Source organism: Bacteroides fragilis NCTC 9343, from assembly GCF_000025985.1.
GTDB lineage: Bacteria > Bacteroidota > Bacteroidia > Bacteroidales > Bacteroidaceae > Bacteroides > Bacteroides fragilis.
In genome coordinates this window covers 2376815-2402754 of record NC_003228.3, presented here as the reverse complement: position 1 = coordinate 2402754, position 25940 = coordinate 2376815, and the positions used below count along the sequence as shown (strand labels likewise).

General features: G+C 40.9%; 21 protein-coding genes, 1 tRNA gene and 1 pseudogene. 10 read left to right on the top strand and 13 right to left on the bottom strand.

Annotated features, from left to right (window positions below):
• Positions 1 to 20: 20 nt before the first annotated feature.
• The 8 genes from BF9343_RS09615 (at position 21) to BF9343_RS09580 (ending at position 10794) form a co-directional block, all read left to right on the top strand.
• Entirely contained in the window at positions 21 to 1055 is a 1035-nt protein-coding gene (locus tag BF9343_RS09615; protein ID WP_005787175.1) for a glycosyltransferase, read from the top strand.
• Entirely contained in the window at positions 1052 to 2203 is a 1152-nt protein-coding gene (locus BF9343_RS09610; protein ID WP_010992822.1) for a glycosyltransferase family 4 protein, read from the top strand. Before BF9343_RS09615 ends, BF9343_RS09610 begins: the two co-directional genes overlap by 4 nt.
• A gap of 12 nt (positions 2204 to 2215) precedes the next feature.
• Positions 2216 to 3067: a glycosyltransferase family 2 protein gene (locus BF9343_RS09605; protein ID WP_010992821.1), complete on the top strand. Its 852-nt coding sequence runs from the start codon at positions 2216 to 2218 to the stop codon at positions 3065 to 3067.
• Positions 3064 to 4230: an acyltransferase family protein gene (locus tag BF9343_RS09600; protein ID WP_005787168.1), complete on the top strand. Its 1167-nt coding sequence runs from the start codon at positions 3064 to 3066 to the stop codon at positions 4228 to 4230. Before BF9343_RS09605 ends, BF9343_RS09600 begins: the two co-directional genes overlap by 4 nt.
• The gene (locus BF9343_RS09595; protein ID WP_005787166.1) at positions 4227 to 5639 is read left to right on the top strand and encodes a polysaccharide deacetylase family protein; all 1413 of its coding nucleotides are present in this window, start codon (positions 4227 to 4229) and stop codon (positions 5637 to 5639) included. Before BF9343_RS09600 ends, BF9343_RS09595 begins: the two co-directional genes overlap by 4 nt.
• An 8-nt stretch (positions 5640 to 5647) precedes the next feature.
• Complete coding sequence (locus BF9343_RS09590; protein WP_010992820.1) at positions 5648 to 6856, top strand: glycosyltransferase family 2 protein; 1209 nt, start codon at positions 5648 to 5650, stop codon at positions 6854 to 6856.
• Positions 6857 to 6868: 12 nt separating this feature from the next.
• A complete protein-coding gene (locus tag BF9343_RS09585; protein ID WP_010992819.1) occupies positions 6869 to 9568 on the top strand; it encodes a hybrid sensor histidine kinase/response regulator in 2700 nt (899 codons plus the stop codon).
• Positions 9569 to 9708: 140 nt separating this feature from the next.
• Positions 9709 to 10794 (top strand): endonuclease/exonuclease/phosphatase family protein, encoded by a 1086-nt coding sequence (locus BF9343_RS09580; RefSeq protein ID WP_010992818.1) that lies wholly within the window; start codon positions 9709 to 9711, stop codon positions 10792 to 10794.
• 114 nt (positions 10795 to 10908) lie between these two features.
• Here the strand turns inward: BF9343_RS09580 and BF9343_RS09575 are convergent, their stop codons facing one another.
• The 3 genes from BF9343_RS09575 to ettA all read right to left on the bottom strand — a co-directional run bounded on the left by BF9343_RS09575 (position 10909) and on the right by ettA (position 17501).
• Positions 10909 to 12804, bottom strand: a complete 1896-nt coding sequence (locus tag BF9343_RS09575; protein WP_010992817.1) for a choice-of-anchor J domain-containing protein — start codon at positions 12802 to 12804, stop codon at positions 10909 to 10911.
• A gap of 23 nt (positions 12805 to 12827) precedes the next feature.
• Positions 12828 to 15617, bottom strand: coding sequence for a TonB-dependent receptor (locus BF9343_RS09570; protein ID WP_005787151.1), 2790 nt, complete (start codon positions 15615 to 15617; stop codon positions 12828 to 12830).
• A gap of 195 nt (positions 15618 to 15812) precedes the next feature.
• Positions 15813 to 17501, bottom strand: a complete 1689-nt coding sequence (gene ettA, locus BF9343_RS09565) for an energy-dependent translational throttle protein EttA (RefSeq protein ID WP_005776885.1) — start codon at positions 17499 to 17501, stop codon at positions 15813 to 15815.
• A gap of 116 nt (positions 17502 to 17617) precedes the next feature.
• Between ettA and BF9343_RS09560 the strand changes: the two genes are divergently transcribed.
• Positions 17618 to 17690: transfer RNA gene (locus BF9343_RS09560), tRNA-Lys, on the top strand.
• Between the two features lie 885 nt (positions 17691 to 18575).
• Here BF9343_RS09560 and BF9343_RS09545 read toward each other — a convergent pair.
• The 10 genes and pseudogenes from BF9343_RS09545 to BF9343_RS09505 all read right to left on the bottom strand — a co-directional run bounded on the left by BF9343_RS09545 (position 18576) and on the right by BF9343_RS09505 (position 25420).
• The gene (locus BF9343_RS09545; RefSeq protein WP_010992816.1) at positions 18576 to 19364 is read right to left on the bottom strand and encodes a DUF1266 domain-containing protein; all 789 of its coding nucleotides are present in this window, start codon (positions 19362 to 19364) and stop codon (positions 18576 to 18578) included.
• 90 nt (positions 19365 to 19454) lie between these two features.
• Complete coding sequence (locus tag BF9343_RS09540) at positions 19455 to 19913, bottom strand: membrane protein (protein WP_032575360.1); 459 nt, start codon at positions 19911 to 19913, stop codon at positions 19455 to 19457.
• A gap of 217 nt (positions 19914 to 20130) precedes the next feature.
• Entirely contained in the window at positions 20131 to 20562 is a 432-nt protein-coding gene (locus tag BF9343_RS09535; RefSeq protein WP_005800283.1) for a hypothetical protein, read from the bottom strand.
• Between the two features lie 43 nt (positions 20563 to 20605).
• Positions 20606 to 21073 carry a hypothetical protein gene (locus tag BF9343_RS09530; protein ID WP_010992814.1) on the bottom strand — a complete coding sequence of 156 codons (468 nt, stop codon included), beginning with the start codon at positions 21071 to 21073 and terminating at the stop codon, positions 20606 to 20608.
• A gap of 53 nt (positions 21074 to 21126) precedes the next feature.
• Complete coding sequence (locus BF9343_RS22500; RefSeq protein ID WP_005794640.1) at positions 21127 to 21600, bottom strand: hypothetical protein; 474 nt, start codon at positions 21598 to 21600, stop codon at positions 21127 to 21129.
• A 24-nt stretch (positions 21601 to 21624) separates the two neighbouring features.
• Entirely contained in the window at positions 21625 to 22476 is an 852-nt protein-coding gene (locus BF9343_RS09525; RefSeq protein ID WP_010992813.1) for a hypothetical protein, read from the bottom strand.
• A 55-nt stretch (positions 22477 to 22531) separates the two neighbouring features.
• The gene (locus tag BF9343_RS09520; protein WP_010992812.1) at positions 22532 to 22912 is read right to left on the bottom strand and encodes a hypothetical protein; all 381 of its coding nucleotides are present in this window, start codon (positions 22910 to 22912) and stop codon (positions 22532 to 22534) included.
• 92 nt (positions 22913 to 23004) lie between these two features.
• Positions 23005 to 24109: pseudogene (locus BF9343_RS09515) on the bottom strand (tyrosine-type recombinase/integrase).
• A 157-nt stretch (positions 24110 to 24266) separates the two neighbouring features.
• Positions 24267 to 24887 (bottom strand): TetR/AcrR family transcriptional regulator, encoded by a 621-nt coding sequence (locus tag BF9343_RS09510; RefSeq protein WP_005800293.1) that lies wholly within the window; start codon positions 24885 to 24887, stop codon positions 24267 to 24269.
• Between the two features lie 233 nt (positions 24888 to 25120).
• Positions 25121 to 25420 carry a cupin domain-containing protein gene (locus BF9343_RS09505; protein WP_010992810.1) on the bottom strand — a complete coding sequence of 100 codons (300 nt, stop codon included), beginning with the start codon at positions 25418 to 25420 and terminating at the stop codon, positions 25121 to 25123.
• A gap of 331 nt (positions 25421 to 25751) precedes the next feature.
• Here BF9343_RS09505 and dmpI point away from each other — a divergent pair, with 331 nt between their 5' ends.
• Positions 25752 to 25937 (top strand): 4-oxalocrotonate tautomerase DmpI, encoded by a 186-nt coding sequence (gene dmpI / locus BF9343_RS09500; protein WP_010992809.1) that lies wholly within the window; start codon positions 25752 to 25754, stop codon positions 25935 to 25937.
• The last annotated feature ends 3 nt before the right edge of the window (positions 25938 to 25940 follow it).

Sequence of the window (25940 nt, the reverse complement as noted above, 5' to 3'; positions counted from 1 at the left end):
ATTAAATACTTAATAAAAACATGAAACGCGTTTTATTTGTTAATAATTACGACATGATAAAATCCAGAGAATCATACAATAATGGGAACTCTGCAAGTCATCATCAATTCGGAACTAATGAGCTTCTTGAAACTGGTGAATACGCTATCGACTATATGCTGATTACTCCTAAAAATCACAAAAATAAAATATTCAAATTAGTGTCACTTCTACCTTTATGGTTTAAACTCTATTGGAAAGCGCGCAATTATGATATTGTATATGGAGGAGCGGATTTTACAGTAGACTTTTTGGGAATATTAAAACAAATAAAATTATTTCGTCCAAAACTTATTGCCATATTTTATCACCCTCCATTCACCATAAGGCTGAAATTAGAGCAATATGATCATCTTATTTTCATCAGCCAATTTGCTCATCAAGCCATGTGTAAGGAGCTGCCCCAAAAAGCTAATATGCTAGAATTTATGCAATGGGGACCAGATCATAAGTTTTATGAACGCCTAGCCCCTATACTTAATTTCCAAAGACAATATGAGAACATCATATTCATTAGTAATGGTAAAACCCGACGTGACCACGAGACATTAGTGAGTGCTGCTGAGAAGACAGCAAGCCATACAATTATCGTTAGTGACAACCAAAGTATTCCTACAAATTACAAAGAAGGCAAATATACTCAAATCCATATTCAAGAGAAACCCGATGACACTAGAATGGTGCCCTTACTCAATAGCTGTTCCGTTTTAGTTATTCCAACTCCCCCATATGAGCATCCACTTGCAGCTATAGGAATGACTAGTTTTGTCGATGCATTAGCCTTGGGTATGCCTATTATCGCAGCTGATAATACAGCATACAGAGATATTATCATTGAGAACAACATGGGAAAGATCTACAAAGCAGGGGATGTTGATGATTTAGCAAATGCCATGAATTATTTTAAAAAATCACCAGAAAGAATTGTTGAATGTGGAAAAAATGCATGGCTATTTGGCAAAAAGAATGACATAAATCATTTCGGACAAAAACTACGTAAGTTATTTGAATCATGAAAAATAATATCAAAATAGCTTATTGCATTCCGTCTTTATACTATCCAAGTGGTATGGAACGGGTTTTAACATTAAAGGCCAATTACTTTACTGAGTTCTTTGGCTATGAGATACATATCATTTTAACGGATGGAGAAAATAGACCTCCATACTATGAGTTGCATCCCAATATTACAATCCATCAACTTGGAATCAATTACGATCATCTATATGGAACACCTATCTATAGGCGCATCTTAGAATACTTTAAAAAACAGAGAGTCTTTCGAAGACGCTTGAACGAATGTCTAAATGAAATAAAACCCAACATTACAATATCATTATTGAGACGAGATATTAATTTTATCAATAAGATGACAGACGGAAGCATAAAATTAGGGGAGATACATTTTAATAAATCAAACTATCGCGAATTTAATCCTCCTGGACTTCCCAACTTTATAAAAAAATTAATCAAACGTTTTTGGATGAAACAACTTATATGTAAGTTACGTTCATTAGAGCGGTTTATTGTTCTTAGCCATGAAGATGCAACAGAGTGGACAGAATTAAATAATGTAACCGTTATTCACAACCCTCTTTCATTTATTCCAGAGTCACATTCTGACTGCAGCAGAAAACAAGTGATTGCAGTTGGAAGATATATGCCACAAAAAGGATTTGATCGTCTAATATCTGCATGGAAAATTGTATCCCAAAAACATCCGGACTGGATATTGCGCATATATGGTGATGGTATGCGCGAAAAACTCCAAAAACAAATTGATACGTTAGATATTGGCAAAACCTGTATATTAGAACACAGTGTACGGAATATCATAGAGAAATATTGTGAAAGTTCTATATTTGTTCTATCTTCACATTTCGAAGGATTTGGAATGGTCATCACAGAAGCAATGGTATGTGGAGTACCTCCTATAGCATTTGCTTGTCCATGTGGACCACGTGATATCATTGAAAATAATATTGATGGTATATTAGTAAGAAATGGAGATATAATAGGATTAGCAGATAAAATCTGTTTCCTTATGGAGAATGAGAGTGTACGTAAAGAAATGGGAATTCGTGCACGCCACAACGTAGAACGCTTCAAAATAGAAAACATAGCACTTCAATGGAAAAACTTATTTGAATCAGTTACTAATTAAAAGAAAAATATTATGAAATGGTACACAAAATATTTACAAGTATACGAGAAGCCTTTTTCTGAAGCTCCACAAGAGATCGTTGAAGAAGTTCGAAATAAACTGAAATTACTACAATCTGACAATCCGCTTGTAACAGTCTCTCTTATAGGATATAATGAAGAAAAACATCTACTAGCGAGTTTATGGTCTCTGAGTGAAATGAAATGTAAATATCCAATAGAAATTATTGGTACAGATAACGATTCCAAAGACCAAACAGCAACAATCTATGAAGCAACCGGCATTCCATATGTAATAGAGCATCAACATAGTTGTGGACATGCTCGCCTCTGCGGATTAAAGCGTGCCAAAGGAAAATATCACATTAATATTGACTCCGACACTATGTATCCCCCACATTATGTTGAAACAATGGTTGATGCATTAGAACGTCCTGGAATTGTAGCAGTAAGTTCATTATGGAGCTATATTCCCGATAAAGAACATTCGTGGGTCGGATTAAAAATATATGAATTCATTAGAGACATCCATTTATGGATACAATCGATCAAACGTCCTGAATTAAGTGTACGAGGACTGGTATTTGCATACCGTACAGATTACGCTCGTCAAGTGGGTATCCGCACAGATATTAGACGGGGGGAGGATGGCTCTTTAGCTTTACGACTCAAAGAATACGGAAATATATATTTTATACGCAAAAGAAAGGCACGTGCAATCACGGGATATGGTACCATCAGCGCTGACGGCTCGTTATTCAACAGTTTTAAGGTACGGGCTATTTACGCCCTCAAAAATATAGGTAGAGTATTTACGCGAAAGAAAGAATATAAGGATGAAGATGATAATTTAATAAAATCATGAAAGAAATATTCGAGAAATTACATCGTCCAATTAACCCCGCTGGGTATATCACTGAAATAGATGGATTCCGTTTCTTTGCTATCTTTACAGTCTGCCTGTTGCATCTCAATAATTTTTTTGGCAGAAGTATCGGATATGATTATTACCAAGGAGTCAAAGATATCAATTCATGGAGTTGGTTCATTAATCGATGTGGTTTAGGTGTTGAGCTTTTTTTTGCAATTAGTGGATTTGTCATAGCATTACCTTTTTTCCGTCATTATTTAGAAGGCAGTAAAAAACCTTCTTTAAAACAATATTTCTATAGAAGGTTAACTCGCTTAGAAGTACCTTTTATTTTATCATGTGTCATCATATATTTGGCATATGCCATAACTTCTCAAACAAATATACTTGCGGATATAAACCATTTATTCGCATCAATAACCTATACGCACACTCTAATTTATGGTGTATGGCCTCCTTTTAATCCAGTCATATGGAGTCTTGAAGTGGAAATTCAGTTTTACGTATTGGCTCCATGGTTAATTTTATTTCTTTTTTCCGGTTCAGGAAAATATTCATGGTATATTCGCATCACTATATTATTTTGTTTTTCATTAATATTAAAAGGTTTCTTTTATAATGAATTGAAACAATTACATTTACACCTATCTATATTAAACCATCTTCATTATTTTCTTGTAGGGTTTACCATTGCATATTTATTCTTACGACAGAAAGAACTGTTATATAGAAAATACTTCATATGGGACATTGTTGGATCCATCTGCTTTTATTTACTCTTCTATTTTATATGGAATCCTAATCAACTATACTTTTGTATAGCATTGTTTTTGTTATTTCTAAGTGTCTTCAAAGGATATTTTATAAATTGGATATGTAGAAGAAAAGTATTATACATAATAGGAGGAATGTGCTACACAATTTATTTACTACATTATCCATTATTTCATTTTACAGGCAAACTAACTAAAAAAATACTCCCATTTGACTTTTACTATTCGAACTATTTAATACAAGCTACATTATTACTTCCAATTGTATTTACAATATGTTGTTGTTACTATATATTAATAGAGAAGCCTTGTATGAACAAAAATTGGCCACAAACACTCAATGCAAAAATTAAACGTATTACCTATTTTAAAATAAAGTCATGAAAATATACATTAAAACCATAGCAATATTCCTTTTGATACTATTAGCAGCTTCATGTATCAAAGAAGTTGACTTGTATAAAGGAGGAAGTTTAAGAGAACCGGCATATTTATACCCTTTTGATCAAGAAAATAAAAATGTGACAGCCGAGATTACAATCAAAACCAATTCAACTATCAATTTAGAATTGTTAGATGTTTATTTTGCACCTCTAAAATATAACAAACATTTGCTAATTATGCTTACCCAAGACGATTGTAAGCCTAGTATCTATCCACGAACATGGGCAAGTATCAATGGAAAGCCTCTTTCGGGACAATATTACTATCATTATGAACAATTAAAGCAAGATGATCTTCCACCAGATATTTACTATTTAGGAAAAACCTTAGGATGTACTGATGGAACAGGCAAAGAAGTTAGATTTTCATTTACAGCTACATTGGCTGCAGACGATAACTACATGGCCGAAGAATCAATAATAAATTTGGGATATAGCAAAGACAATTATCGTTTTTATGGAAGAAATGGCATTTTATGGGAAGATGTAATTGATATAGTTAATTATGGCAATAGTATAGCGTTTCATAACGTAAATACTAAGGAAATACATAACATAGATAGCATACAAAAACATTATCTTATTGGGCAAGATAGCATACAAAAAAGATTATCGGGCAGGAAATGTAAAACGCTTTCAGAACCTGATGGAAACATTGATTATACTACTGCTGCAATTAACTTAGATGATATAAAAACTATCACAGCAGAACGTGGTGAAAAGGTATATCCATTTCATAATCTTACTAATCTAGAAAATCATACATTAAATAGAGTCTTTCATGATAGTCCTGATGACTTTAAACAGGTGATAGAGCAAGAACGATCTATACCCACTGTGGATCGGTGCGCTATTAACATCGGTGTACATTCTACAGATGCCTTCTGGACTGACTTTCTTCTTTGGCTGAACGACACTTATGGCAAAGATGGTGAAGATTGTATATGGATGCCTAGTCAAGAAGAATATTATGAATACAACTATTATCGCATGCATGGAAAGATTGAAAAGAGCGCAGACGGATCGACATTGAAATTGATCATCAACTTGCCGAGCCAGGAATATTTTTATTACCCTTCAGTCACCATCAACCTGAAAGGACTGAAGAAAGAAGACATCAAGTCGATAGAAAGTAACAGTGCTGTCACCGGACTGTCTTACGGAAATTATCAGGACGGAGTCATGCTGAACATTGACTGCCGACGGTTCCTGGTTGAACACGCTACGCACTTTGTAGAGCAATATGAAAAAGACAAAACAAACCAATCGAACAAAGCAGACGCACTCTACTTTGTAAACATGCTTAAAGAATCAAGTAAGAAAGCCGAATTATTGAACCGAATAAAATAAGAGATACTATGATGACAACACTGCAAATCCTTTTCTGGCTCTCCCTCTTCCTCGTATTCTATACCCACCTGGGATACGGAATACTGCTTTACATGCTGGTCAAACTGAAGGAACTCTTTGTGAAACCTGTCCGGCGACAGCTCCCCCCGGACAAAAGACTGCCGGACGTGACACTCTTCATCACAGCCTTTAACGAAGAAGAGGTGGTGGACGAGAAGATGCGCAACTGTCTCGGGCTGGACTACCCGGCGGACAAGCTGCACATCGTGTGGACCACCGATGGAAGCAACGACTCTACCAACCAGCGACTGGAAGACTGGCCGCAGGCCACCGTCCACTTCCAACCCCTGCGGCAAGGAAAAACGGCCGCCATGACACGGGGCATGATGCTGGTGGACACGCCGCTCGTAGTGTTTACCGATGCCAATACGATGCTCAACCGCGAAGCAATACGCGAAATAGTCCGGGCTTTTGAAGACCCGAAGGTGGGATGCGTTGCCGGTGAGAAAAGGATAGCCGTGCAAGAAAAAGACGGTGCGGCGGCCGGAGGAGAAGGCATATACTGGAAATATGAATCGACACTGAAAGCACTGGATGCACGCCTCTACTCCGCCGTGGGAGCCGCAGGCGAACTATTTGCCGTACGCCGGGAGCTCTTCACAGTGATGGAACCGGACACGCTGCTGGACGACTTCATCCTGTCGTTGCGCATCGCCATGCAGGGATACAAGATAGCATATTGCACGCAGGCGTATGCCATCGAAAGCGGATCGGCCGACATACGCGAGGAGCAGAAGCGGAAAGTGCGTATCGCAGCCGGTGGACTGCAATCTATCTGGCGGCTGAGAGAACTGCTCAATCCGTTCCGTTACGGAGTGCTGACGTTTCAATACGTATCGCATAGAGTGCTGAGGTGGTCTCTGGCACCGGTGCTGCTGTTCGCGCTGCTTCCACTCAACATCGCCATTCTACTGGCGGGGGGCTCCCCTGTCTGTTACGGCACCATCCTGGCACTCCAGCTCCTATTCTACATCATGGGAGGATGGGGCTACTACCTTTCTACCCGGCAAGTGAAAAACAAGCTGCTCTTCATCCCGTATTATTTCCTGTTTATGAACATTAACGTAATGAAAGGTGTTAACTACCTTCGTAAAAAGAAAGGAACAGGAGCATGGGAAAAAGCCAAAAGAACAAAAACGGAATCCTTAAACCAATAAATCGGACAAAGCATGGATAGAATATTGCATGACGTAGACAATGCCCACAAGATACTTCAACTGACATCCGACACACTGATCTTGGTGGACAAAAACGGCACGTGTCTGGACATCGACCCACACAGCGATTTGTGGTTTCTGCAAGAAGACAGACTCTTGGGGAAAAATCTGTTCAACCTGCTTCCCGACCATACCTTCCAGAAACTGCTACCGGACTTCAGGCGGGTGACCCAACAGGGGATAACGGTGAACCGCAACTACCGGCTGCCACTAGAAGGGGGCGAAACGTATTACTTCAAATGTATCATGCAGCCGTACGACGGTGACAAGGTGCTGTGCCAATATCGCGACATCACGGCGCGCAGCAACGTAAAACTGCAACTGGAACGCACCAACTACGAGCTGAAGGAGATACAAAAAGCGGCACAAATAGGGCAATGGAAATATTCATCGCGAGAGAAGACATTCTATTACCGGGGATACAACGGAATCGTATGCACGGAAGAAGAGCGGAGCATCAACTTTCAGGATTACTACGAAACCATCCTAAGCGAAGACCTGCCCGCCGTGAACACGTGGATGGAAGCCAACCGCCGCGAACTCTTAAAGGAATACATCGAATACCGCATCCTGCTGGAAGGACAGGTATATTATATGCGCCAGCAATGCTACCTGCGGAATGAAGAAGAAGATGGCAACATCGTCCTGGAAGGGTATATACAGAACATCACCGACATACAGCGGAAACGAAACGACATCAACACGCTGACGCATGCCATCAACAATGCCAAAGAAAGTGTGTACGCGGCACGCAGAGACGGCACGCTGATATTTGCCAACAGGCAGTTCAGGCTGAACCACCGGATCGCGGAACAGGCGGACTTGTCACTGATACGGGTGTTCGATGTCGTGGGCGATATGACCTGCATAGAGGACTGGGAGGAACGTTACCGCAGCATACGGGAAGGCCAGACCCTCAACTTCCTGGCCTACCAACCCCTGAAGCACGATAAAAACACACTGGCCTTTGAAGGCACCATGTACAGTGTGACAACGGACGACGGAGAAGAAACCTTCTGGTCGTTCACCCATGACATATCGGAACGTATCCGGTACGAATCGCAGATCAAACGCTTCAATCGCATCATGGATACTACGATGGAGAACATCCCGGCAGGTATCGTGGTAAAAGATATCGAGAACGATTTCAGGTACATCTACCGTAACCGGGAGTCGTACAACCGGGACATCAGCTCAGAAAACGCCATCGGAATGAACGACTTCGACTACTACCCGCCGGAAATGGCACAGCAGAAGCGAAAAGAGGATATGGAAATTGCCGCTACCGGAAAAGGGATGCACTGGATTATGGAGGGCAAGGACAAAAACGGAAATCTGCTGATTCTCGACAAGCAAAAAATCATGGTGGAAAGCGAGGACTTCTCTCCCATCATTGTCAGCATCGAATGGGACATCACCCAGCTGGAACTGATGCGCCGTGAACTGATAGAATCGAAAGAGAAAGCGGAAACATCGGACAAACTGAAGTCGGCTTTCCTTGCCAACATGAGCCACGAGATACGCACGCCCCTCAATGCCATCGTAGGATTCTCGCGCATCATCTCGGAGAGTGACAATGCGGAGGAAAGGAGGGAGTATTACGAGATTGTAGACGCCAACAACGAACGGCTGTTGCAACTGATCAACGAAATATTGGATCTTTCCAAAATAGAGTCGGGCATCGTAGAGTTCACTTACGGGCCGGTGAGGCTGCACCCACTTTGCAAAGAGATTCATGATGCACACGTATTCCGCTGTCCGCAGGGAGTGGAACTGAGGTTCGACTCGCCGGACGAAGCGCTAAGCATCCACTCGGACAAGAACCGGATCTTCCAGGTATTCTCTAACCTGATAGGCAACGCGTTCAAATTTACCACAGAAGGCAGCGTAAGCTATGGTTACAAACAGGAAGGCGAGCGAGTTGTATTCTACGTCAAAGATACCGGACTGGGTATCGAGCCCGAAAAGTTGGGAAGGGTATTTCAACGGTTTGCCAAACTGAACAATTTTGCCCAGGGTACGGGTCTGGGATTGTCAATCTGTAAAACGATCATCGAACGGCTGGGCGGAGAGATTGCGGTCTCCTCGGAAGTGGGCACAGGAACCACATTCACCTTCTGGCTGCCTCTTGAGAATGTCATACAAGATACGGAAACGGGAACGAACAGCCACTTGCCCGGCGAAGCCGTCGGAACACAGCCGTCGGAAGTGCTCCCGGCCAAAGAGGATACGCCCCGCCCCAAAGAGGAAACGACGGAAAAGGAAGAGGACCTTCGGACAACCGCAGTCGAAACAGAGAAAGCCACCATACTGATAGCCGAAGACACAGACAGCAACTTCGACCTGCTGAACGCTATTCTGGGTAGAAAATACCGCTTAGTACGCGCCAGAGACGGCATGGAGGCCGTGACCATGTATGACGAGGTAAATCCGGATCTGATATTGATGGACATCAAGATGCCTAACTTAGACGGACTGGAAGCTACCAGAATTATCAGGCAACTGTCCGCGGAAGTACCCATCATTGCACAAAGCGCATACGCTTACGAACACGACCGGAATGCAGCCGAAGAAGCCGGATGCAATGACTTTATCTCAAAACCGATCGCTCAGGAAAAGCTAAAGGAAAAGATAAAGAAATGGCTGAAATAAACCAATTCACCACGGATTACACGGATTGACACGGATTTCCTCGGAGTCTGTCTGAATTCCGCTTGAGATCAACCGGATAAATAATCAATCTGTCTTAATCCGTGTAATCTGTGGTGAACTAAAATGCGAAATTCAAAACAATGGGAAAGCAAGCTGTATCCAAACTATTTTATTGTACGTCTATTGCACTGACTTTTGTCCTGGCCGGCATCACCATTGCCGGAGCATTCGCCGGACACATACCTCCCGAACACTCCACTCTGATGCCTTTCATCGGGCTGGCGCTGTCAGGACTGTTATTAATCAATCTTGCCGCCGCCATTTACTGGGGGATTCGCCGGAGGTTCTGGATCATCATTCCGTTGATAACCATAGCTGCCAACTGGCAATATCTGGGTCGGATCTTCCAACCTCCTTTCACGGCCGGAGGAAAAGAGGCAAATACACTGAAAATAGCGACATACAACGTTGACAGTTTCGGCAACGAGCAGTCGGGATATTCGTGCAAGGAGATTGCGGCTTATATGAAAGAGCACCGGGTGGACATTATCTGCTTTCAGGAGTTTGCCGGCAACCGGTACTTTACTCCAGACAGCATACGGAACGCATTTGCAGACTGGCAGTATGCCGTCATTCCGCAAGCTCCGGACAGTACACCTATCTTGCAGGTAGCTCTGTTCAGCAAATATCCGGTGAAGGACAGCAGACTGATCACTTACCCCGATTCAAGGAATTGCAGTATGTGGTGTGATCTGGACGTAAACGGACAAACGGTTCGTGTTTTCAATAACCACCTGCAAACAACGGAGGTCAGCCAAAATAAGCGCAGACTGGAAAGGGAACTGGCTAAAAACGAACTGACAGGCAGAGAGGAAGCAGTGGCCAGACAATTGTTGGAGGGACTCAACGAGAACTTCAGGAAACGTGCGGCGCAGGCAAAGACTTTGGAACAATTAATCCGCACCACCCCCTACCCTATACTGGTTTGCGGTGACTTTAACTCTCTCCCATCGTCCTACACATACAGTACCGTGAAAGGTGACAATCTTCAAGACGGATTCCAGACTTGCGGACATGGGTACATGTATACGTTCCGGTACTTTAAACGCCTGCTGAGAATCGACTATATTTTCCATTCCAAAGAATTTAAAGGGGTAGATTACTATTCGCCTGACCTCAATTTGTGCAGTGATCATAATCCGGTAGTGATGGAGGTGAAGATGTAAACGGGAATGTATCTAAACGCCTTTTCACCCCCATAACTCTCTCGTTATAATATAAAAGAAGGCCGTCCTGATTACTCAGAGCGGCCTTTCTTAATTATAAATGAATTAGTTTTCTTATTCTACTTTCTTCAAAGAGTCTGCAACATATTCAAACTGTCCTTTACCTGTCACTTTATACTTAATGGTATATTGTGTGGTAGAAGAGCCATCGTAAATGGCAAAGTTAATTGTATAGAAGACATCTACACCTTCCACAACATCCGCACTACCATAGATTGCTTTCAATCCCGGAAGGAATGCTTCTGGCAAACGTTCGAACATCAACTTTGTCAGATCGGCATCTGACATGTTACCATAAGCGGCAGCATTTTGTTCTCTCCACTTCGCCGGGCGGAAATCAAAATTGTTCTGATAAGCAGAGCTACCATAATAATATTCATTATTACTCTTACCACTAAATATAGGCGCATATTCTTGTCCCTTATTGGCAATCACCCAATCGGTGATGGTCTGATAGAATGCAGCAGTTTCTGCATCGCCCTTTTCTGCCTTCAAAGTAACCACAGTGCTCGGGTCAAAGTTCCACTTTCCGTCAGACAATACAAACTGCTCTGTCTTATCGACAATACGTGTATTCAACTCCCATCTCGCTTTTTCGGCAGAATAAGTGTATTCATCACTGTAGATCTTCAAATCAGTACCATTATAATATCTGTAGACTACTACACGTGCATCGCCATCAACAGGATATGCCACCATCTTAGACAAATAAGCAGGCAAATAGTTCACAGCCGGAACATCAGAAGTAAAGTAGCGTTTACTCTGTCCCATATCTCCGTAATCGGCATATGTCAGGACATATACGCTATTGCTCTTATTCTTCCAGTTCTTTCCATCGTATACTTTCACCGCGTAAGTAGGAGTAGAAAGACTGTTGGCCGGAATGGAGGTACCTACCATGATGTTATCGATCTGATAAGTAGTGGTTTTCTTATTGGCACCATCACCTTCGTACTTAAAGGCTACATACACCTTCTTGCCTGCATAAGCTGACAAAGACACTTTACCTGCAGAAGCAAACGTACCGTAACCACTTGTCGGCTTGGTAGGAATGCTGAAACCAGAAGTCACATCAACCCAATTGGCAGTACCGACATTTTCACCATCGAAATTCTCTGAAATAAGCACTGACAAGCAGCTGGCATTATAGTATCCCACGGTCACGTCAAAAGCGAGATAATCACCGGCAGTAACAGAAATAGCAGGGGTAACCATCCAGCCGACGCATGCCCCTTTCGTACCGTTTGCCGAATACTGAACATACTGGTTATCATCATAAGAAGTAACCTTCCACTGAGTGTCACCGGTAGAGCTGATAAACCAGCCTTTGAGCTCTTGCAAATCTCCGGTAGGAAGCGCCTCGAAGTTTTGCCACATCAACGGATTCTCCAACTGTCCCTCTCCCAACTTATAGTCAACGAAAACAGCTGTTCCCTTTTCGGCATCTTTGAACTTTTCGTTCAGGATCTTAGACATCTGACCTTCTGTCTTTTCATTCAGATAAGGCGCAAATGCATTCTCACCATAAACCAACTTGTATTCGGCATCCGTCGGTTTCAGATATTTCACCGAAGCATACTCCGACAGCAAAGAAGACATCGCTTCTTTGTACTTATACGTAATCTTTGCACTCGAACCCTTATCAGCAGTGTAATACTTATCAAGCAAGAAAGCAGGTATGTAATCCGCTCCCGTGATCTTCTCTGTCAGATACATGTTAGTCTTCACATTCTCAAGATCCTTAGACACACCGGCATCTGTAGCAATCTTCTTATTGGTCGAATTTGAGCTGATAGTTGCATAGTCAGCATCAGTCAGCGTATACTCTATCTTCATCAAATTCGTCGGTTGGGTCATATCGTCCAATCCTTCGAAGTTGTCATCGTTATATTTACAGCCGGACAGCAGAATCAACGACACCGCTACAGGCATTAATAGATTTCTATTCATAATTTAAACTTCCTGTTTTTAGATTAGAAATTAACTTTTAATCTCAAGCTATAAGTACGGCCGAATCCGTAGAACACATTGTAAGCGGTCTTCCAATCGTGATTGCTACCATCTGTCGCATCAGAAATATAAGTCTGGTCGAATAAGTTGTTCACGTTACCTGACAGTACTGCATTCAGCTTACCAAAGTTGAATTTATAACTTGCGTTCAAATCGAAAGTACTTGCAGTCGGAATACGCCAAGGAGTAGAAAAGTCCTTCTCACTGTTCATCACCAGGTCGTTTGAGTTCAATGACCAGTCAGCATAATTACGTGCGTATAAGTTCCAGTCGATACCCAGACGAAGGGCTTTGTCGATCTTGAAAGTAGCACCCAAAGCTGCGGTAGTCTGTGCAGATCCACCCACTTTCACATCTTTCAGGTTCAGTTTCATTGTACCCGGCTCCAATCCGTTAGCTGCCGCATTTACAAGAACGGTCACATCCTTACCATCGCTTCCCTTGATAGATGCGCTGTTCACAAATTGACCTTCTACAGTGAAGCTACCCGAAGCATTGCTATCCCAACGCCAGTTACCGATAGAGAACATACCGCTCAAATCCAGCCATTGGAAAGGTTTTGCTACAAAATCAAGTTCGACACCCTGGTGCAAAGCATTCACACCCTGCATATTGATAACAGACTTGGTAGAAACCAGCTTACTTGCATCGTAAGGCTCGCTAAGGCTGCCTTCATAGTAGTTTGTGATATCCTGTGAACGGGTAGTGGTTTTGTCCATCCAACGAGTGTGGTAGGCATTGATGTTCACAGTAAGGAAGCTCGAACGATAGCCGTATCCGATTTCGAAAGAGAACACTTTCTCGTTCACTGCATCGGGGTTTGTCGCATTGCTGACTGTTGAATTAAGGAAAGCACCTCCCGAGAAGAATGGAGCACGGCTGATATAACCGATATTGGCAAACACATTATGATTTTCGGTAAGGTTGTAGTTCAAACCTCCCTTTGCATTCCAACCGATGAAGTTGACAGTTTTTGATTTGGCGTGTGCCTTGTCATAGTAAAAACGGTCGTAACGCCAGTAACCGGTATTAGAAACCGAACCGGAAATGAAGGCACTCAACTTATCTCTGTTGTATTCACCTTGAGCAAATACTCCCTCAGACATCACATAGCCATCAAAGTCACGATAAACAATATCACCTACTTTCAATTTCTGGTTCACAAATGAAGAACCGGCAGCAGCGGCGGCATTGTTTGAAGCCAAAACACTTTTTCTTGAAGAAGAGTCTACATAAAAGTCACCACCATAGAGGTCAACCAATTCATTGGTGTGTGTACCTTTATAATAACGGTAGTCTATACCACCATAGAAATCGAAGTAATCACCGAACTTAGTAGTATAAGTAGAAAGCAGACCATACCAGTTATGGAAGTTCTTAGACTTCGACATTGCCATAACCGAACCATTCTCACTCGCTTCATTCAAAGCATATATTTCATCATACGCAAATGTACCGTCGGCTTTACGGAAAGTCATATTCAGGTTACCATTGTTACTGCCATACCAGTTACTGCGATCCGCACTGGTCAATCCCTGACCGGAATAGCCATATCCACGACCGATAGAAGCATACAGAGCCGTACTCAAACTTGACTTTTCATTAATCTGCCACAAATGGTTCAATGACAACTGAGGTTTATTATACACATTATATGCCGATGACTTTCTTTGTCCGTTCAACCCGAATCCGTAGGTAGGGTTATAACGATAAGGCTTCTCACCATTCATATAATTCTTCGCAACTTCCTGCCATCCTTCAATGGTAAGTCCGTCTTTATTTCCACGCTGATTATGCCACTGGGGAGCAGCAAAAGCAGTAAATGACAACTGATGATTGTCATTGAAACGCTTTGTAATATTCACAAACCAGTTGTAGGCTTCGTAGTTGGTTCCCTGGATATAACCATCGGCCCAGGTCTTACCTCCCAAAAGGGTCATGGCCCAACCTGATTTGGTCAATCCGGTAGATACCTTGAACAGGATTTTGTTCAATCCGTCGTTACCCATACCATAAGATACGAAACCGCCTTTGTTGGCATCGATTGTATTAGTCACAATGTTGATAGAACCACCCACTGAAGGAGCCGCTACCTTTGATGCACCCAAACCACGCTGTACCTGCATGCTACGAGTCACATCACTCAAACCGGCCCAGTTCGACCAATAGATGCCACCCCATTCCATATCATTCATCGGAACACCGTTAATCATCATAGCAGAGTTCTCAGTCTTAAAACCACGTATGTTCACTTTGGAGTCACCAAAACCACCACCTTGCTTAGTTGCATAGATACCCGGAGTAGACTTCAAAACTTCAGGAAACTCCTGTGTTCCGAGCTTCTCCTCGATAAAGACAGGGTCAACTGTCGATACAGCTACCGGTGTTTTACGCGAAACAGCAACAGAAGAAGTGATGATAACGTCATTCAGCACCATTGCATCGGCTGCCATTTTTATTACGCCCAAATCTTCAGTACCACCTTTCTGGGTGATCTTCTTGCTGAATTCCTTGTAACCAAGGTACTTGATAAGCAGCGTTGAACCGGAGGCAGCTTTTTGTGTGAACATACCATCCAAGTTAGTCACACTACCCTGGGTGGTACCGACAATCGTTACGGCTGCACCAATCAATGGCTCACCTGTTTCCGCATCCACAACTTGACCTTTCACTGTTACCTGGGCAATGGCCGTAGCGGCAGAACATACCGTCAGCACTGCAACCAGCAGGAAATGAATTAGATGTCTTCTCATAATTCTCTTTGTTAGTTAATAGAACTTGTTAATTAATAAATTGTAAATAAACGTTTTGGAATACAAAGGTAATTAATATTCTTTATATATACATTACAAAGATGCTACAATTTTTTAAGAGAGATAAACATATTATAGCTCTATGAAACAAAAAAGCCCCGCAAATTGATTGCGGGGCTTACATATTGTTAAGTATTAGTCAGCTATCAGCTTTCTATATCTCACACGCTTAGGTTCTTCGTTGCCAAGTCGTTTTAATTTATTCTCTTCGTACTCCGAATAAGAACCTTCAAAGTAGAACACATTCGAATCGCCTTCGAAAGCAAGAATATGCGTACAGATTCGATCGAGGAACCAACGGTCATGCGAAATGACAACAGCACAACCTGCAAAATCTTCCAGACCCTCTTCGAGTGCACGCAGAGTATTGACATCGATATCATTGGTCGGCTCGTCGAGCAACAACACGTTTCCTTCTTCCTTCAGTGCCATAGCCAGATGCAGACGATTCCGCTCTCCACCCGAAAGCACACCACAAAGTTTTTCCTGGTCGGCTCCGGAGAAATTGAAGCGCGAAAGGTATGCACGCGCATTGATATCGCGACCTCCCATACGGATCAAGTCATTACCACCGGAGATCACCTGATAAACACTCTTGTTCGGATCGATATCCTTATGCTGCTGGTCTACATAAGCCACTTTCACAGTCTCCCCTACTTCAAACTCACCTTTATCGACTGTTTCCAGTCCCATGATCAGACGGAAAAGAGTTGTTTTACCGGCACCATTCGGACCGATAACTCCCACAATACCATTTGGAGGAAGCATAAAGTTCAGATCGTCAAACAGTAGTTTATCACCATAAGCCTTCGCCACATGTTTTGCCTCGATCACCTTATTACCCAAGCGAGGACCATTCGGAATGAAGATTTCCAACTTCTCTTCTTTCTCCTTCACATCTTCGTTCAACAGCTTATCGTACGAGTTCAAACGAGCTTTACCCTTAGCCTGGCGGGCCTTGGGTGCCATACGTACCCACTCGAGCTCACGTTCCAGAGTTTTGCGACGCTTGCTGGCAGTCTTTTCTTCCATTTCCATTCGTTTGGTCTTCTGCTCCAACCAGCTGGAGTAGTTGCCCTTCCAGGGAATACCCTCACCGCGGTCAAGTTCAAGGATCCATCCGGCAACATGATCGAGGAAGTAGCGGTCGTGCGTCACTGCAATTACCGTACCTTCGTACTGTTGCAAATGTTGCTCCAACCAGTCGATAGACTCAGCATCCAAGTGGTTCGTCGGTTCGTCGAGCAGCAAAATATCAGGCTTTTGCAATAACAGTCGGCAAAGGGCCACACGGCGGCGCTCACCACCGGACAGGTTAGCCACCGACTGATCTTCGGGCGGGCAACGAAGAGCATCCATTGCACGCTCCAATTTACTATCCAAATTCCAGGCATCCGTTGCATCGATAATGTCCTGCAACTCTCCCTGACGCGCAAAAAGTTGATCCATTTTGTCCTGATCTTCATAATATTCAGGTAAACCGAACTTCTGATTAATTTCTTCGTATTCGTTCAGGGCATCAACAATAGGTTGCACACCCTCCATTACGATTTCTTTCACAGTCTTTGTGTTATCCAGATAAGGTTCCTGTGCCAGATAGCCCACTGAATACCCGGGAGAAAAGACCACTTCCCCCTGATAAGATTTCTCCAGACCGGCAATAATCTTCAGCAAAGTAGATTTACCCGAACCATTGAGACCGATAATACCAATCTTCGCTCCATAGAAGAAAGAAAGATAAATGTCTTTTAGTACATTCTTGTTAGGTTGGAAAGCTTTGCTTACTCCCACCATCGAGAAAATTATTTTTTTATCGTCAGCCATATATAAATAATGTGTATTGATATTTATGGCACAAAGATAACAAAAATGTTCGGAATTTATTTGCAATTATGAAAAATAGCTCTATCTTTGCACCCGCTTAACAGCAATAAAGGATTGATTCGCTAGCTCAGCAGGTAGAGCACAACACTTTTAATGTTGGGGTCCTGGGTTCGAGCCCCAGGCGGATCACATAAGAACAAAGCCAAACGGCGACAAAAAAGAGACAAGTCCTACAATATCAACGTATTGTAGGACTTTTTTTATGTTTTAGTCTTGCCTGAAAGACAAAAAAGGGGCACAAAAAGACACACTTTAGTATCCAAATCGTACCCCCTTCCCCAAAAAACGATTAGGGGGTACGATTGTCGGAAAATGGCTTACTTTTAACGTAATTCTCCCACACTCTATTTAACTCATTTACAGTGATTAAAATTAGTTTTGCATCCCCAAAAAGTGAGATTATGAAAAATAAGGGTTCTTCTTCAATTTTTAGTTCTGCTTTCATTATTTCCTTTAGTTTATTTTTTTGTTGTTACATCATAGATTGCAAATAATAACAGGTGAAATAAAAAAGGAATCATCCACAACAGCCATATGGGAATCGCATCCTTCCATATACTTTGTCGGTAGTGATGCTTGATGGCCATCGCCCTGTCTTTTTTGTATCTCAACAAGCACCACAAATTGGGCGGAAGTGTTATTGCAACAAATATTGGAAAAAGAAAAATTACGATCTCCACTATCGGATGAAGATTTTCTATTAAATTCACTTTTTCCAAGATATCCCCCTAGATATCGGTATAGTGAGGAGTACAAAAAGGTAGGAGCGGCAAGAAAACAAAACCTATCCAATACAATGTTATTAACTGATTTCCAGAACTTCTTATATATCTCTTATTATATCGCTCTCCCTGATAATAAAGGTAGTCGATAAAGTTGTACCTGTATTTTTGTGTTTGCTGGATTATCCGGTTACGTTCAAAATAATTATCTTTTTTTATGCCTTTCTTCATTTATACAAAACTCCTGATATTTTGATAAGGAACAACATTCACTACCAGCAGGCTACATTAGTTACCATTCGATTTTTGTCCACGGGCTTTTCTCACTTTTCAGTAAATCCTCTGCCATATACATCATGCCTGAATTGGATGCGCTTTTACCTCCCCATAGGGCACGCCCGATGACGTAGCTCATAGCAAAGTCATGCCATGAGGAAAAATGGCTGTGCACCATTTCGTAAGCATGATTTATGTAATGCCACGCTTCGTCTTCAGAGATATACTTCATGTCATAGCAAGCACGTGCCATGAAGTTAAGACGTCCGGCATCCCAACCCGTTACACCGTAGCGCAGTAGGTCTTCCCGACAAGTGATAGTACCACACTCCAGCAATTCATCGTAGCAATCTTCGAGATTGTGCAATTGTTCCACGGCTTTGTCATAATCCTCCTGACTATCCATGTGTTGCTGGAAAATCCGGTCTTTCGCCTCCTCGTCATCCAACAGAAAAGCTTGATAAACGTGGGGGAAGTAATAAGCAAATCCCTTTTTTCCGAGGTATTCCAAAGTCTGCTTGGCATCTTGGGCATTACAGATGCCCCACCAATCGGCAAGAATGGTGGGAAGCTTATCCTTGATGTCCAGTGTCAGGGAGTTAAGATAGGCTCCCTGCTGCAAGGCATAAAGTGAACCTACGGACAGCTTCTTGTACTCCGCTTCCGTCAAGTGAGAACGGGGATTGATGCGTATGCCCTGAAAAAGGCGAATAAACTTGCGTACGGCAGGCCATACGTGACGATAAAGATAGTAAACGATGATGATTGGAGTTACTATCCAAAGCATCCAATTAAAGTCAGTCATAAATATTTTTATTGGTGGTTTGTTATTACCGTAAGAAATTTTTGCGGATGTTATTTAATACACATGCCTATTAACTTTTAGGGCTGTTTTTCACTCCTCCTCTTCTTTCTTTTTCGACAGCCCCAAAAGATTGAATATAAAATCTTTCAGATAACTCACCACACCGATAACCACTAATGCGACAATACCGTAGAAAAGGATGCTACCACCCCATTGATCCCAAAATGTAGGCTTGGGGATAAGAGTGTCCAATTCTTCTACGTTCAAGTCCCTACAAATAGCTTCTGCATATTCGTCCGAAATGTCGTAATAAGTATCAGGCTTGGACTCAGAGAATAGTACAAGGGTACGTTTGCCATCTTCTTCGATATAGCCTAAGTCTAAATGACTGCCCTCATCTGTTTTATAATAGGAACTGTCCGGAAGAGTGACTACTTTCGGGATGCTGTTGTCCACAGGGATTGTAAACCTCACACGTCGTGCTTCAACACTGCTTGCAAAAAAACAGGTAATTACCGTTAAAATAAACAAGAACTTTTTCATAATCATTCAAAATATAAAAAATTAGTAGTTGGCTTTTAGGTATTAGTCTGCCAAGACATTACATCATTAATTTGATGACGCTCCAAAGATATGAAACATTTTTTATAAAGTAAACGATCGTTTTCTTTTTAACTTTTTTTGCACTAGCTGTACGGATATAAAGAGGCCCGTGCAGCTACAAACAATAATCCCCCGTTAGACGTTATCCCACTTCATTATAAACTTATCTTATTCCTTTTAATTCTTCTTTCATTCTTCCTTTCAGATGAAAATAAGCCAGCACGCCAAGAGCGTTGAATAATGCGGTTTCATCTTGATTATGCCCTAACGCATTATAGAATTTTGCAACATTCCGATAAGCCAGAATTAGAAAGATTAAATAAACAACAGCCAAAATCCCTCCACTAAATACAAGCGTACAAATGCCTATCAATGAATTTCTATTGTATGCTTTATACTGTTTTTCAGCTTCATCATAATCATAGTTTGTTAAATAACCAAATTGTTGCAAATCTTCTCTACTCCATCCTCTCTCTCCCAATAAGTTGATAGCATAATCACGAAGCTCATCATCATAACCATAGCGCTTATAATTTTTCACTACATCTATCAACTTGTCATTATCAAATTTATTAAGAATATCAATATCTCCCATACAACTTCGTTTTATTGTTTATAATGGTTAGAAAGGAGCATCGTCAGATGCTATCTTTCGTTGTTACTAACTTATTTATAAATCTCAATCCAGTGAATAAACACCCAATCCCAATAAGCGGATAGATCATACCACATAAGACTGCAAGCATATTCAACCCTCGTTCATCTCCTGCGAAGCCGTCCAAACTGACCGCTTGCAATAACAGATTGGTTATTTGCCAATCCAATAGATGTTGGTCTAAACAGATAAAGACAAGCCACAAAAGAATAGAGCAACATTCCAAACCAAACAATAACATTATAGCTTTGGGCTGACAGAAATATAGCTTATAGACCTTGTAGATTACCAGCATATCTATAACCATAAGCATACCTAAAAAACTATCTTCCATAACACCATATATTCCAAATAGTCGCCCGAAGCCTAAGCCACCCAAAAAGAATGTTATCACTATCAGTAAAAGGCTGACAGCAGTCAATGATAGTATAGACTGGACTGTTTTATTCATCGCACGATTGTTAGTAATGGTTCAGCAGGGAACGGCTTGCCGTTATCTTGCCGTTATCTTGCGTTATTAGTGATATTGTTACCTATATTCAATTTCCATATTATTATCTTTGTTATGCTCGCTGTTAGCAAGCATTGTCCAAAAGTAAAAATTCCCACAAAATAGAAAGACATAATGAAAATGCTAAAAAGATAGCTTAATACTTCCCACAGAGTTATAGCTTCTGTACTTATCACATGAACCCCACAACAAGATAAAAAGATAATTGGAATACTGCAACCAATAGTTAAGCCTGCATGAAACAAAAATGCAGTAAGCAAGCCACACAATAAATACTTTACATAAGAAAAAGGGTGTACCCAATGCCATGCAAACCAGCTTGCAAACAGCGCCGAACAGCTCACACATATATAAGAGCCTACAACTCCCAAAAGATGCTTATAAGTATCAATTGGAAATGCTATACTCATAAACACCCATGCAGTCAGCATTGTTAAACTTACATATATAATTTTTGCTATATCCATATATCATACAATTATCACTAATGGTTAGAAAGGATCATCGTTTAGGTGGTAACTTTCGTTGTTATTGATGAATTTTATTTCATTCTTATTTCTTTCAAGTTTATAAACGTCAATTTCTCCACCGATATATTTGATATCGTCTTTATCTCTCACGGTAACAGGCTTTAATATTTCCTCTTGTGTTTCAACATATACAATACGGGGGAACGTTAAATTGCCACTAATGAATAATCGTGTGTCTATGTTATCTTTTACATAGCGATAAGAGATAGACAAATAATCTGTTTGCTGATTACCGGAAACGAATATTATTTCTTTCTTCAACTCTCCGTTTGCACAACCAACAGCTTTCATTACCACTAAAGGATATGCCGCCGCTATTTGGCTTGTTCCTGAAAGCAGGTAATATCTTTTATTCAATGCCTGAATGGAATAAATTGTATCATAACATATTCCCATATCATTATCCTCGTTTATATCGAAGAAATACAAGTGTTCTTTATCCTTATATTGAATATAAGAAGCAAACAATGGCATCGAACCACCGAAATAAGTGTTTCGGGAAAATACCCTCATATCCTCGTCTACTGATACTGCCATAGTAAATTGCCGTTCTTTTTTCCTCAATTCTATAAAATCGTATTTCATTTCTTTATCGACTGCACAAAGTTCTTCCAGCAGGATAGAGAATCTATGTTGTAAAGAATCGCAGTAATTATCATCTGTATAGGGATAATTTTGCCGTAGTATAGATAGTGTATCTTGAATAAAACAAAGCTGTTTTTCCAAAGCAAACAAGTTATTGTCGCTTTGTGCCATTGTCGTTTTCATTGCCCAAAAACAAAAGACGATACAAAATATATATTTAATCTCCATTATTTTCATTTGCTATTATCAGTAATGACTAAGCGGGGAACGCTGTTAAGCGTTATCATGCTTTGTTAGTCACATTATTATTCTTACTCATAAATTCATAACAGTCATCTAACGAATGCCGAGATAAAGCATTTTCTACCCATTTCTCATAGCTATCGGGCAGTTTTTCACATTCAGGATGTATAAGCCAATACGTTTCACCATATAGAGCAAGCATTGCCCAGTGATAAATGTTTTCGTGAGAAAAGAAAACAATATCATCAGTAGTGCTTATTGGCTGTTGGAGAGGATGAAAGTTTTTAACCAGTTGTTGTGCATTCTCTATGGTAGTATTTCCATATATAGACATGCACTCTTTCAAGAGTTTGCAAAACACTTTGAAATGAAAGATGATTTTAACATCTTCATCCTCTGCTACTATAATGTCTTTATCCATACTGTTATCATTTATAAGTTATTCCAAGTTGTGACTAATGTATTCAATAACCACACCTTATGGTGTAGTTCCTAATCTCTAATATCCACACCTCACGAATCATCCAGTGTATCAAGTGGATTGGGTATGCTCGATTTATGGGCACTCGTTACATGAAGATATATATTTGTTGTCTTAATGTCATTGTGCCCCAGCAACTCCTGTATGGTTCTTAGATCAGTACCTTGTTCCAACAAATGGGTAGCGAAAGAGTGACGGAGCATGTGTACATGTACCCGATGTTTGATACCTGCACGTTCGGCAGCCTCTTTTCAGTACTTTAACCAATGCGCTCGCCGAATATTGCTCACCGGGACTATCCCCCTCAAACAGCCATTTCTTCGGACGGTACTCTTTGTTATATGTTCGTAGCTCATTCAATACTTTTTCTGATAACAACGAATAACGGCACTTTTTCCTTTTACCCATTATGCGTACTAACATCCGTTCGCTGATGATGTCTTTCGGGATAAGGTTCAGTAGTTCGCTTCTTCTTAGTCCGACAGAATATATCAGCGAAATCATGCAATGATGTTTCAAGTTAGGCAAACAGGAGAGGATACGACTTATCTCATTACGGCTAAACACTTCGGGCAGTGTCTTGTACTCTTTGGTACCTGTGATTCCGCCGTAATATTGCCGCTTGCCACCTTCCACTTTCTCGTAGTAGAACTTGATAGCGTTAATGCGCATATTCTGTTGCGATACGGAGATTTTCTTCTCGTTCACCCAATAAAGTATATAGTGATTGATATCCGCCACTTTCAGACGGTCGATGTTACGCCCTTTGTGATACTCCATGAAATCACTGAAATAAATCCTGTAAGTCTTGATTGTCGAGGGACTGTAACGCTTCTGTTCCAGTAATTCCAAATAGCCTTTCGGCAGCACGTATTCACGTTGGGGTTTAGGATGACGAACATATACCCGGCTGTAATCAATATAAGCGTGGGGAGAGTAACGGGTGTAGAACTCCGGAAGCTGGAAAGTGGATGCTTGTATGTATGCACTTCCGTTCCCGATTGTTTTAATTCCTTTGTCTTGCGAAAGTAGCAAGGCAATAGTCTGATTATCGGCATATTCTATCCGTATATAATCCTGACCGTCTATATTTTGTTTTGTCAGTACGATACTTCCCCGTTGTTTGCTTGCATCCATGTAGGGCTTGTTTTATAACATTACAACTCTCATTAGTTAAATGATATTGCCAAAGTTATAAAACTATTCCAAATAAAGTAAACGATCGTTTTCTTTTTTATCTTTTTTTTGCACGGACAATCAGGTCAGCAAGCAATCAGCGTTAAATGGGGACTGTTTAACGCTTTAATAAGGAGTAAACGGCATGTAGATGTTTGGCAAGCCTCTGGGTGTTCAATCCGCCCATAAATGCCATTTCAAACGAAAGTCCCATGTAAACCTGCCGGAACATGACTACCGCATCCTCTACATCCACATCCTCTCTTAGTTCTCCGGTAGCTATGGCACGTTGTATAGCGGCACGCCAGTAAGCATAATCAACCTCTACAAGATTACGGAGTTTTTCTTTTGCATCAGGATCGTATTGGAGCAGTTGAAACAGAAAATGAAAATATTGGGCGTGATATGTGAACTTTCCTTGTGCCACCTTTTCCCGCTCTGCACCTATCAGGTCGCCCAGCATATCCATTGTCCGTTGTACGCCACGCACATATTCGTCTATAAATTCGGCAAATGTACCGTTTGTTTCAGTGAATTTGTTTCGTGGATTTTGCGTGCTGAACCAAAATTTATCCACTACGGCAATAAATAGTTCCTGTTTGTTCTTGTAGTATTTGAATATTCCGGCTTTCGACATTCCAAGCATCTTTCCAAGTTCCGCAAAACTGGCTTTTTCATAGTTCACGGACATAAACAGCTTGAACGCGGCTATCAGTAATTCATCACGGGTAATTTTCATTTTACAGCAGTCTTTTATATTTTCCAATCCCGAAAATACTATTTTATTCCCATACAAACCATATTAAAGGCAATAGATTAACAAAAATAAATTTGTGAACTCTGTTGGCAAATCGAAGCAAGGTCATTTTGGGACAAGTCATTTTTAGAGGGTGTCCGAAAAGGGTACCCTCTTTTTTTATGTTTCAGTCTTGCCTGAAAGACAAAATTCCGATCCTCGGATAGAAGAATAGGTTAATAATATGGTTCTCTATTGGCATACATTAAAACCAGTTTGAATAATATTTCAATAGACTCTTGACTCCAATCGTTAGTAACATCTAATCCAACCAAACTCTTTGCTTTTTCTTCGGCTAGATCATTATCCAAAAGCGACTTCATCAAATCAAGATTCTCACTAAGTACTTCTTTTATCCAATGAAGTAATTCTGTATAGAATGTCCTTGTACCATCTTCTGTAGAATAATTACCCACAGAGTTTTCTTTGGATTGGACAACCATGTAAATCATTGGCTCATCGGAAGAATTCCTCATGCCCCTCGATGGAGCAGGAGAGACACATACAACCGAACCCTCACGAACCGGGAAACAATCATCATCAATTTGAAAATCATATAAACTATTAGTGAGAAAATTTGCACATTATCAATGCGAAATGATAGTATATTCAATAGCAATATGATTCCTTAATTCATTGCATTCTTATTACCAGCCAATTCATGCTGAATAGCAAGGTGACAAGAAAATAGGTTTAATATAACTTGTTTATATTTGAACCAACAGTTATTTTTGCCCTATCGAAGGTATGGCAGCTTTATAACAAGTTATATCTGAGATAAATGAAACGCTAATATAAGATAATACAATGCCATATATTACTATTGAAGGGGGGGCACTCACCCGTGAACAAAAAAGTGAATTAATCCGAAAAGTGACAGAAGTAGCTTCGGAAGTCATGCAAATTCCTATGGAATTCTTTTTATGTACGGTCAAAGAATTACCAGATGAAAATATAGGAATAGGAGGTCGGACCATTGACTTGATTAAATAAAAC

What these genes read in the sequence shown, in the direction of transcription:
- BF9343_RS09615 (WP_005787175.1), top strand. Translation starts at nt 21, where the DNA reads ATGAAACGCGTTTTATTTGTTAATAATTACGACATGATAAAATCCAGA.
- BF9343_RS09610 (WP_010992822.1), top strand. Translation starts at nt 1,052, where the DNA reads ATGAAAAATAATATCAAAATAGCTTATTGCATTCCGTCTTTATACTAT.
- BF9343_RS09605 (WP_010992821.1), top strand. Translation starts at nt 2,216, where the DNA reads ATGAAATGGTACACAAAATATTTACAAGTATACGAGAAGCCTTTTTCT.
- BF9343_RS09600 (WP_005787168.1), top strand. Translation starts at nt 3,064, where the DNA reads ATGAAAGAAATATTCGAGAAATTACATCGTCCAATTAACCCCGCTGGG.
- BF9343_RS09595 (WP_005787166.1), top strand. Translation starts at nt 4,227, where the DNA reads ATGAAAATATACATTAAAACCATAGCAATATTCCTTTTGATACTATTA.
- BF9343_RS09590 (WP_010992820.1), top strand. Translation starts at nt 5,648, where the DNA reads ATGATGACAACACTGCAAATCCTTTTCTGGCTCTCCCTCTTCCTCGTA.
- BF9343_RS09585 (WP_010992819.1), top strand. Translation starts at nt 6,869, where the DNA reads ATGGATAGAATATTGCATGACGTAGACAATGCCCACAAGATACTTCAA.
- BF9343_RS09580 (WP_010992818.1), top strand. Translation starts at nt 9,709, where the DNA reads ATGGGAAAGCAAGCTGTATCCAAACTATTTTATTGTACGTCTATTGCA.
- BF9343_RS09575 (WP_010992817.1), bottom strand. Translation starts at nt 12,804, where the DNA reads ATGAATAGAAATCTATTAATGCCTGTAGCGGTGTCGTTGATTCTGCTG.
- BF9343_RS09570 (WP_005787151.1), bottom strand. Translation starts at nt 15,617, where the DNA reads ATGAGAAGACATCTAATTCATTTCCTGCTGGTTGCAGTGCTGACGGTA.
- ettA (WP_005776885.1), bottom strand. Translation starts at nt 17,501, where the DNA reads ATGGCTGACGATAAAAAAATAATTTTCTCGATGGTGGGAGTAAGCAAA.
- BF9343_RS09545 (WP_010992816.1), bottom strand. Translation starts at nt 19,364, where the DNA reads ATGACTGACTTTAATTGGATGCTTTGGATAGTAACTCCAATCATCATC.
- BF9343_RS09540 (WP_032575360.1), bottom strand. Translation starts at nt 19,913, where the DNA reads ATGATTATGAAAAAGTTCTTGTTTATTTTAACGGTAATTACCTGTTTT.
- BF9343_RS09535 (WP_005800283.1), bottom strand. Translation starts at nt 20,562, where the DNA reads ATGGGAGATATTGATATTCTTAATAAATTTGATAATGACAAGTTGATA.
- BF9343_RS09530 (WP_010992814.1), bottom strand. Translation starts at nt 21,073, where the DNA reads ATGAATAAAACAGTCCAGTCTATACTATCATTGACTGCTGTCAGCCTT.
- BF9343_RS22500 (WP_005794640.1), bottom strand. Translation starts at nt 21,600, where the DNA reads ATGGATATAGCAAAAATTATATATGTAAGTTTAACAATGCTGACTGCA.
- BF9343_RS09525 (WP_010992813.1), bottom strand. Translation starts at nt 22,476, where the DNA reads ATGGAGATTAAATATATATTTTGTATCGTCTTTTGTTTTTGGGCAATG.
- BF9343_RS09520 (WP_010992812.1), bottom strand. Translation starts at nt 22,912, where the DNA reads ATGGATAAAGACATTATAGTAGCAGAGGATGAAGATGTTAAAATCATC.
- BF9343_RS09510 (WP_005800293.1), bottom strand. Translation starts at nt 24,887, where the DNA reads ATGAAAATTACCCGTGATGAATTACTGATAGCCGCGTTCAAGCTGTTT.
- BF9343_RS09505 (WP_010992810.1), bottom strand. Translation starts at nt 25,420, where the DNA reads ATGAGGAATTCTTCCGATGAGCCAATGATTTACATGGTTGTCCAATCC.
- dmpI (WP_010992809.1), top strand. Translation starts at nt 25,752, where the DNA reads ATGCCATATATTACTATTGAAGGGGGGGCACTCACCCGTGAACAAAAA.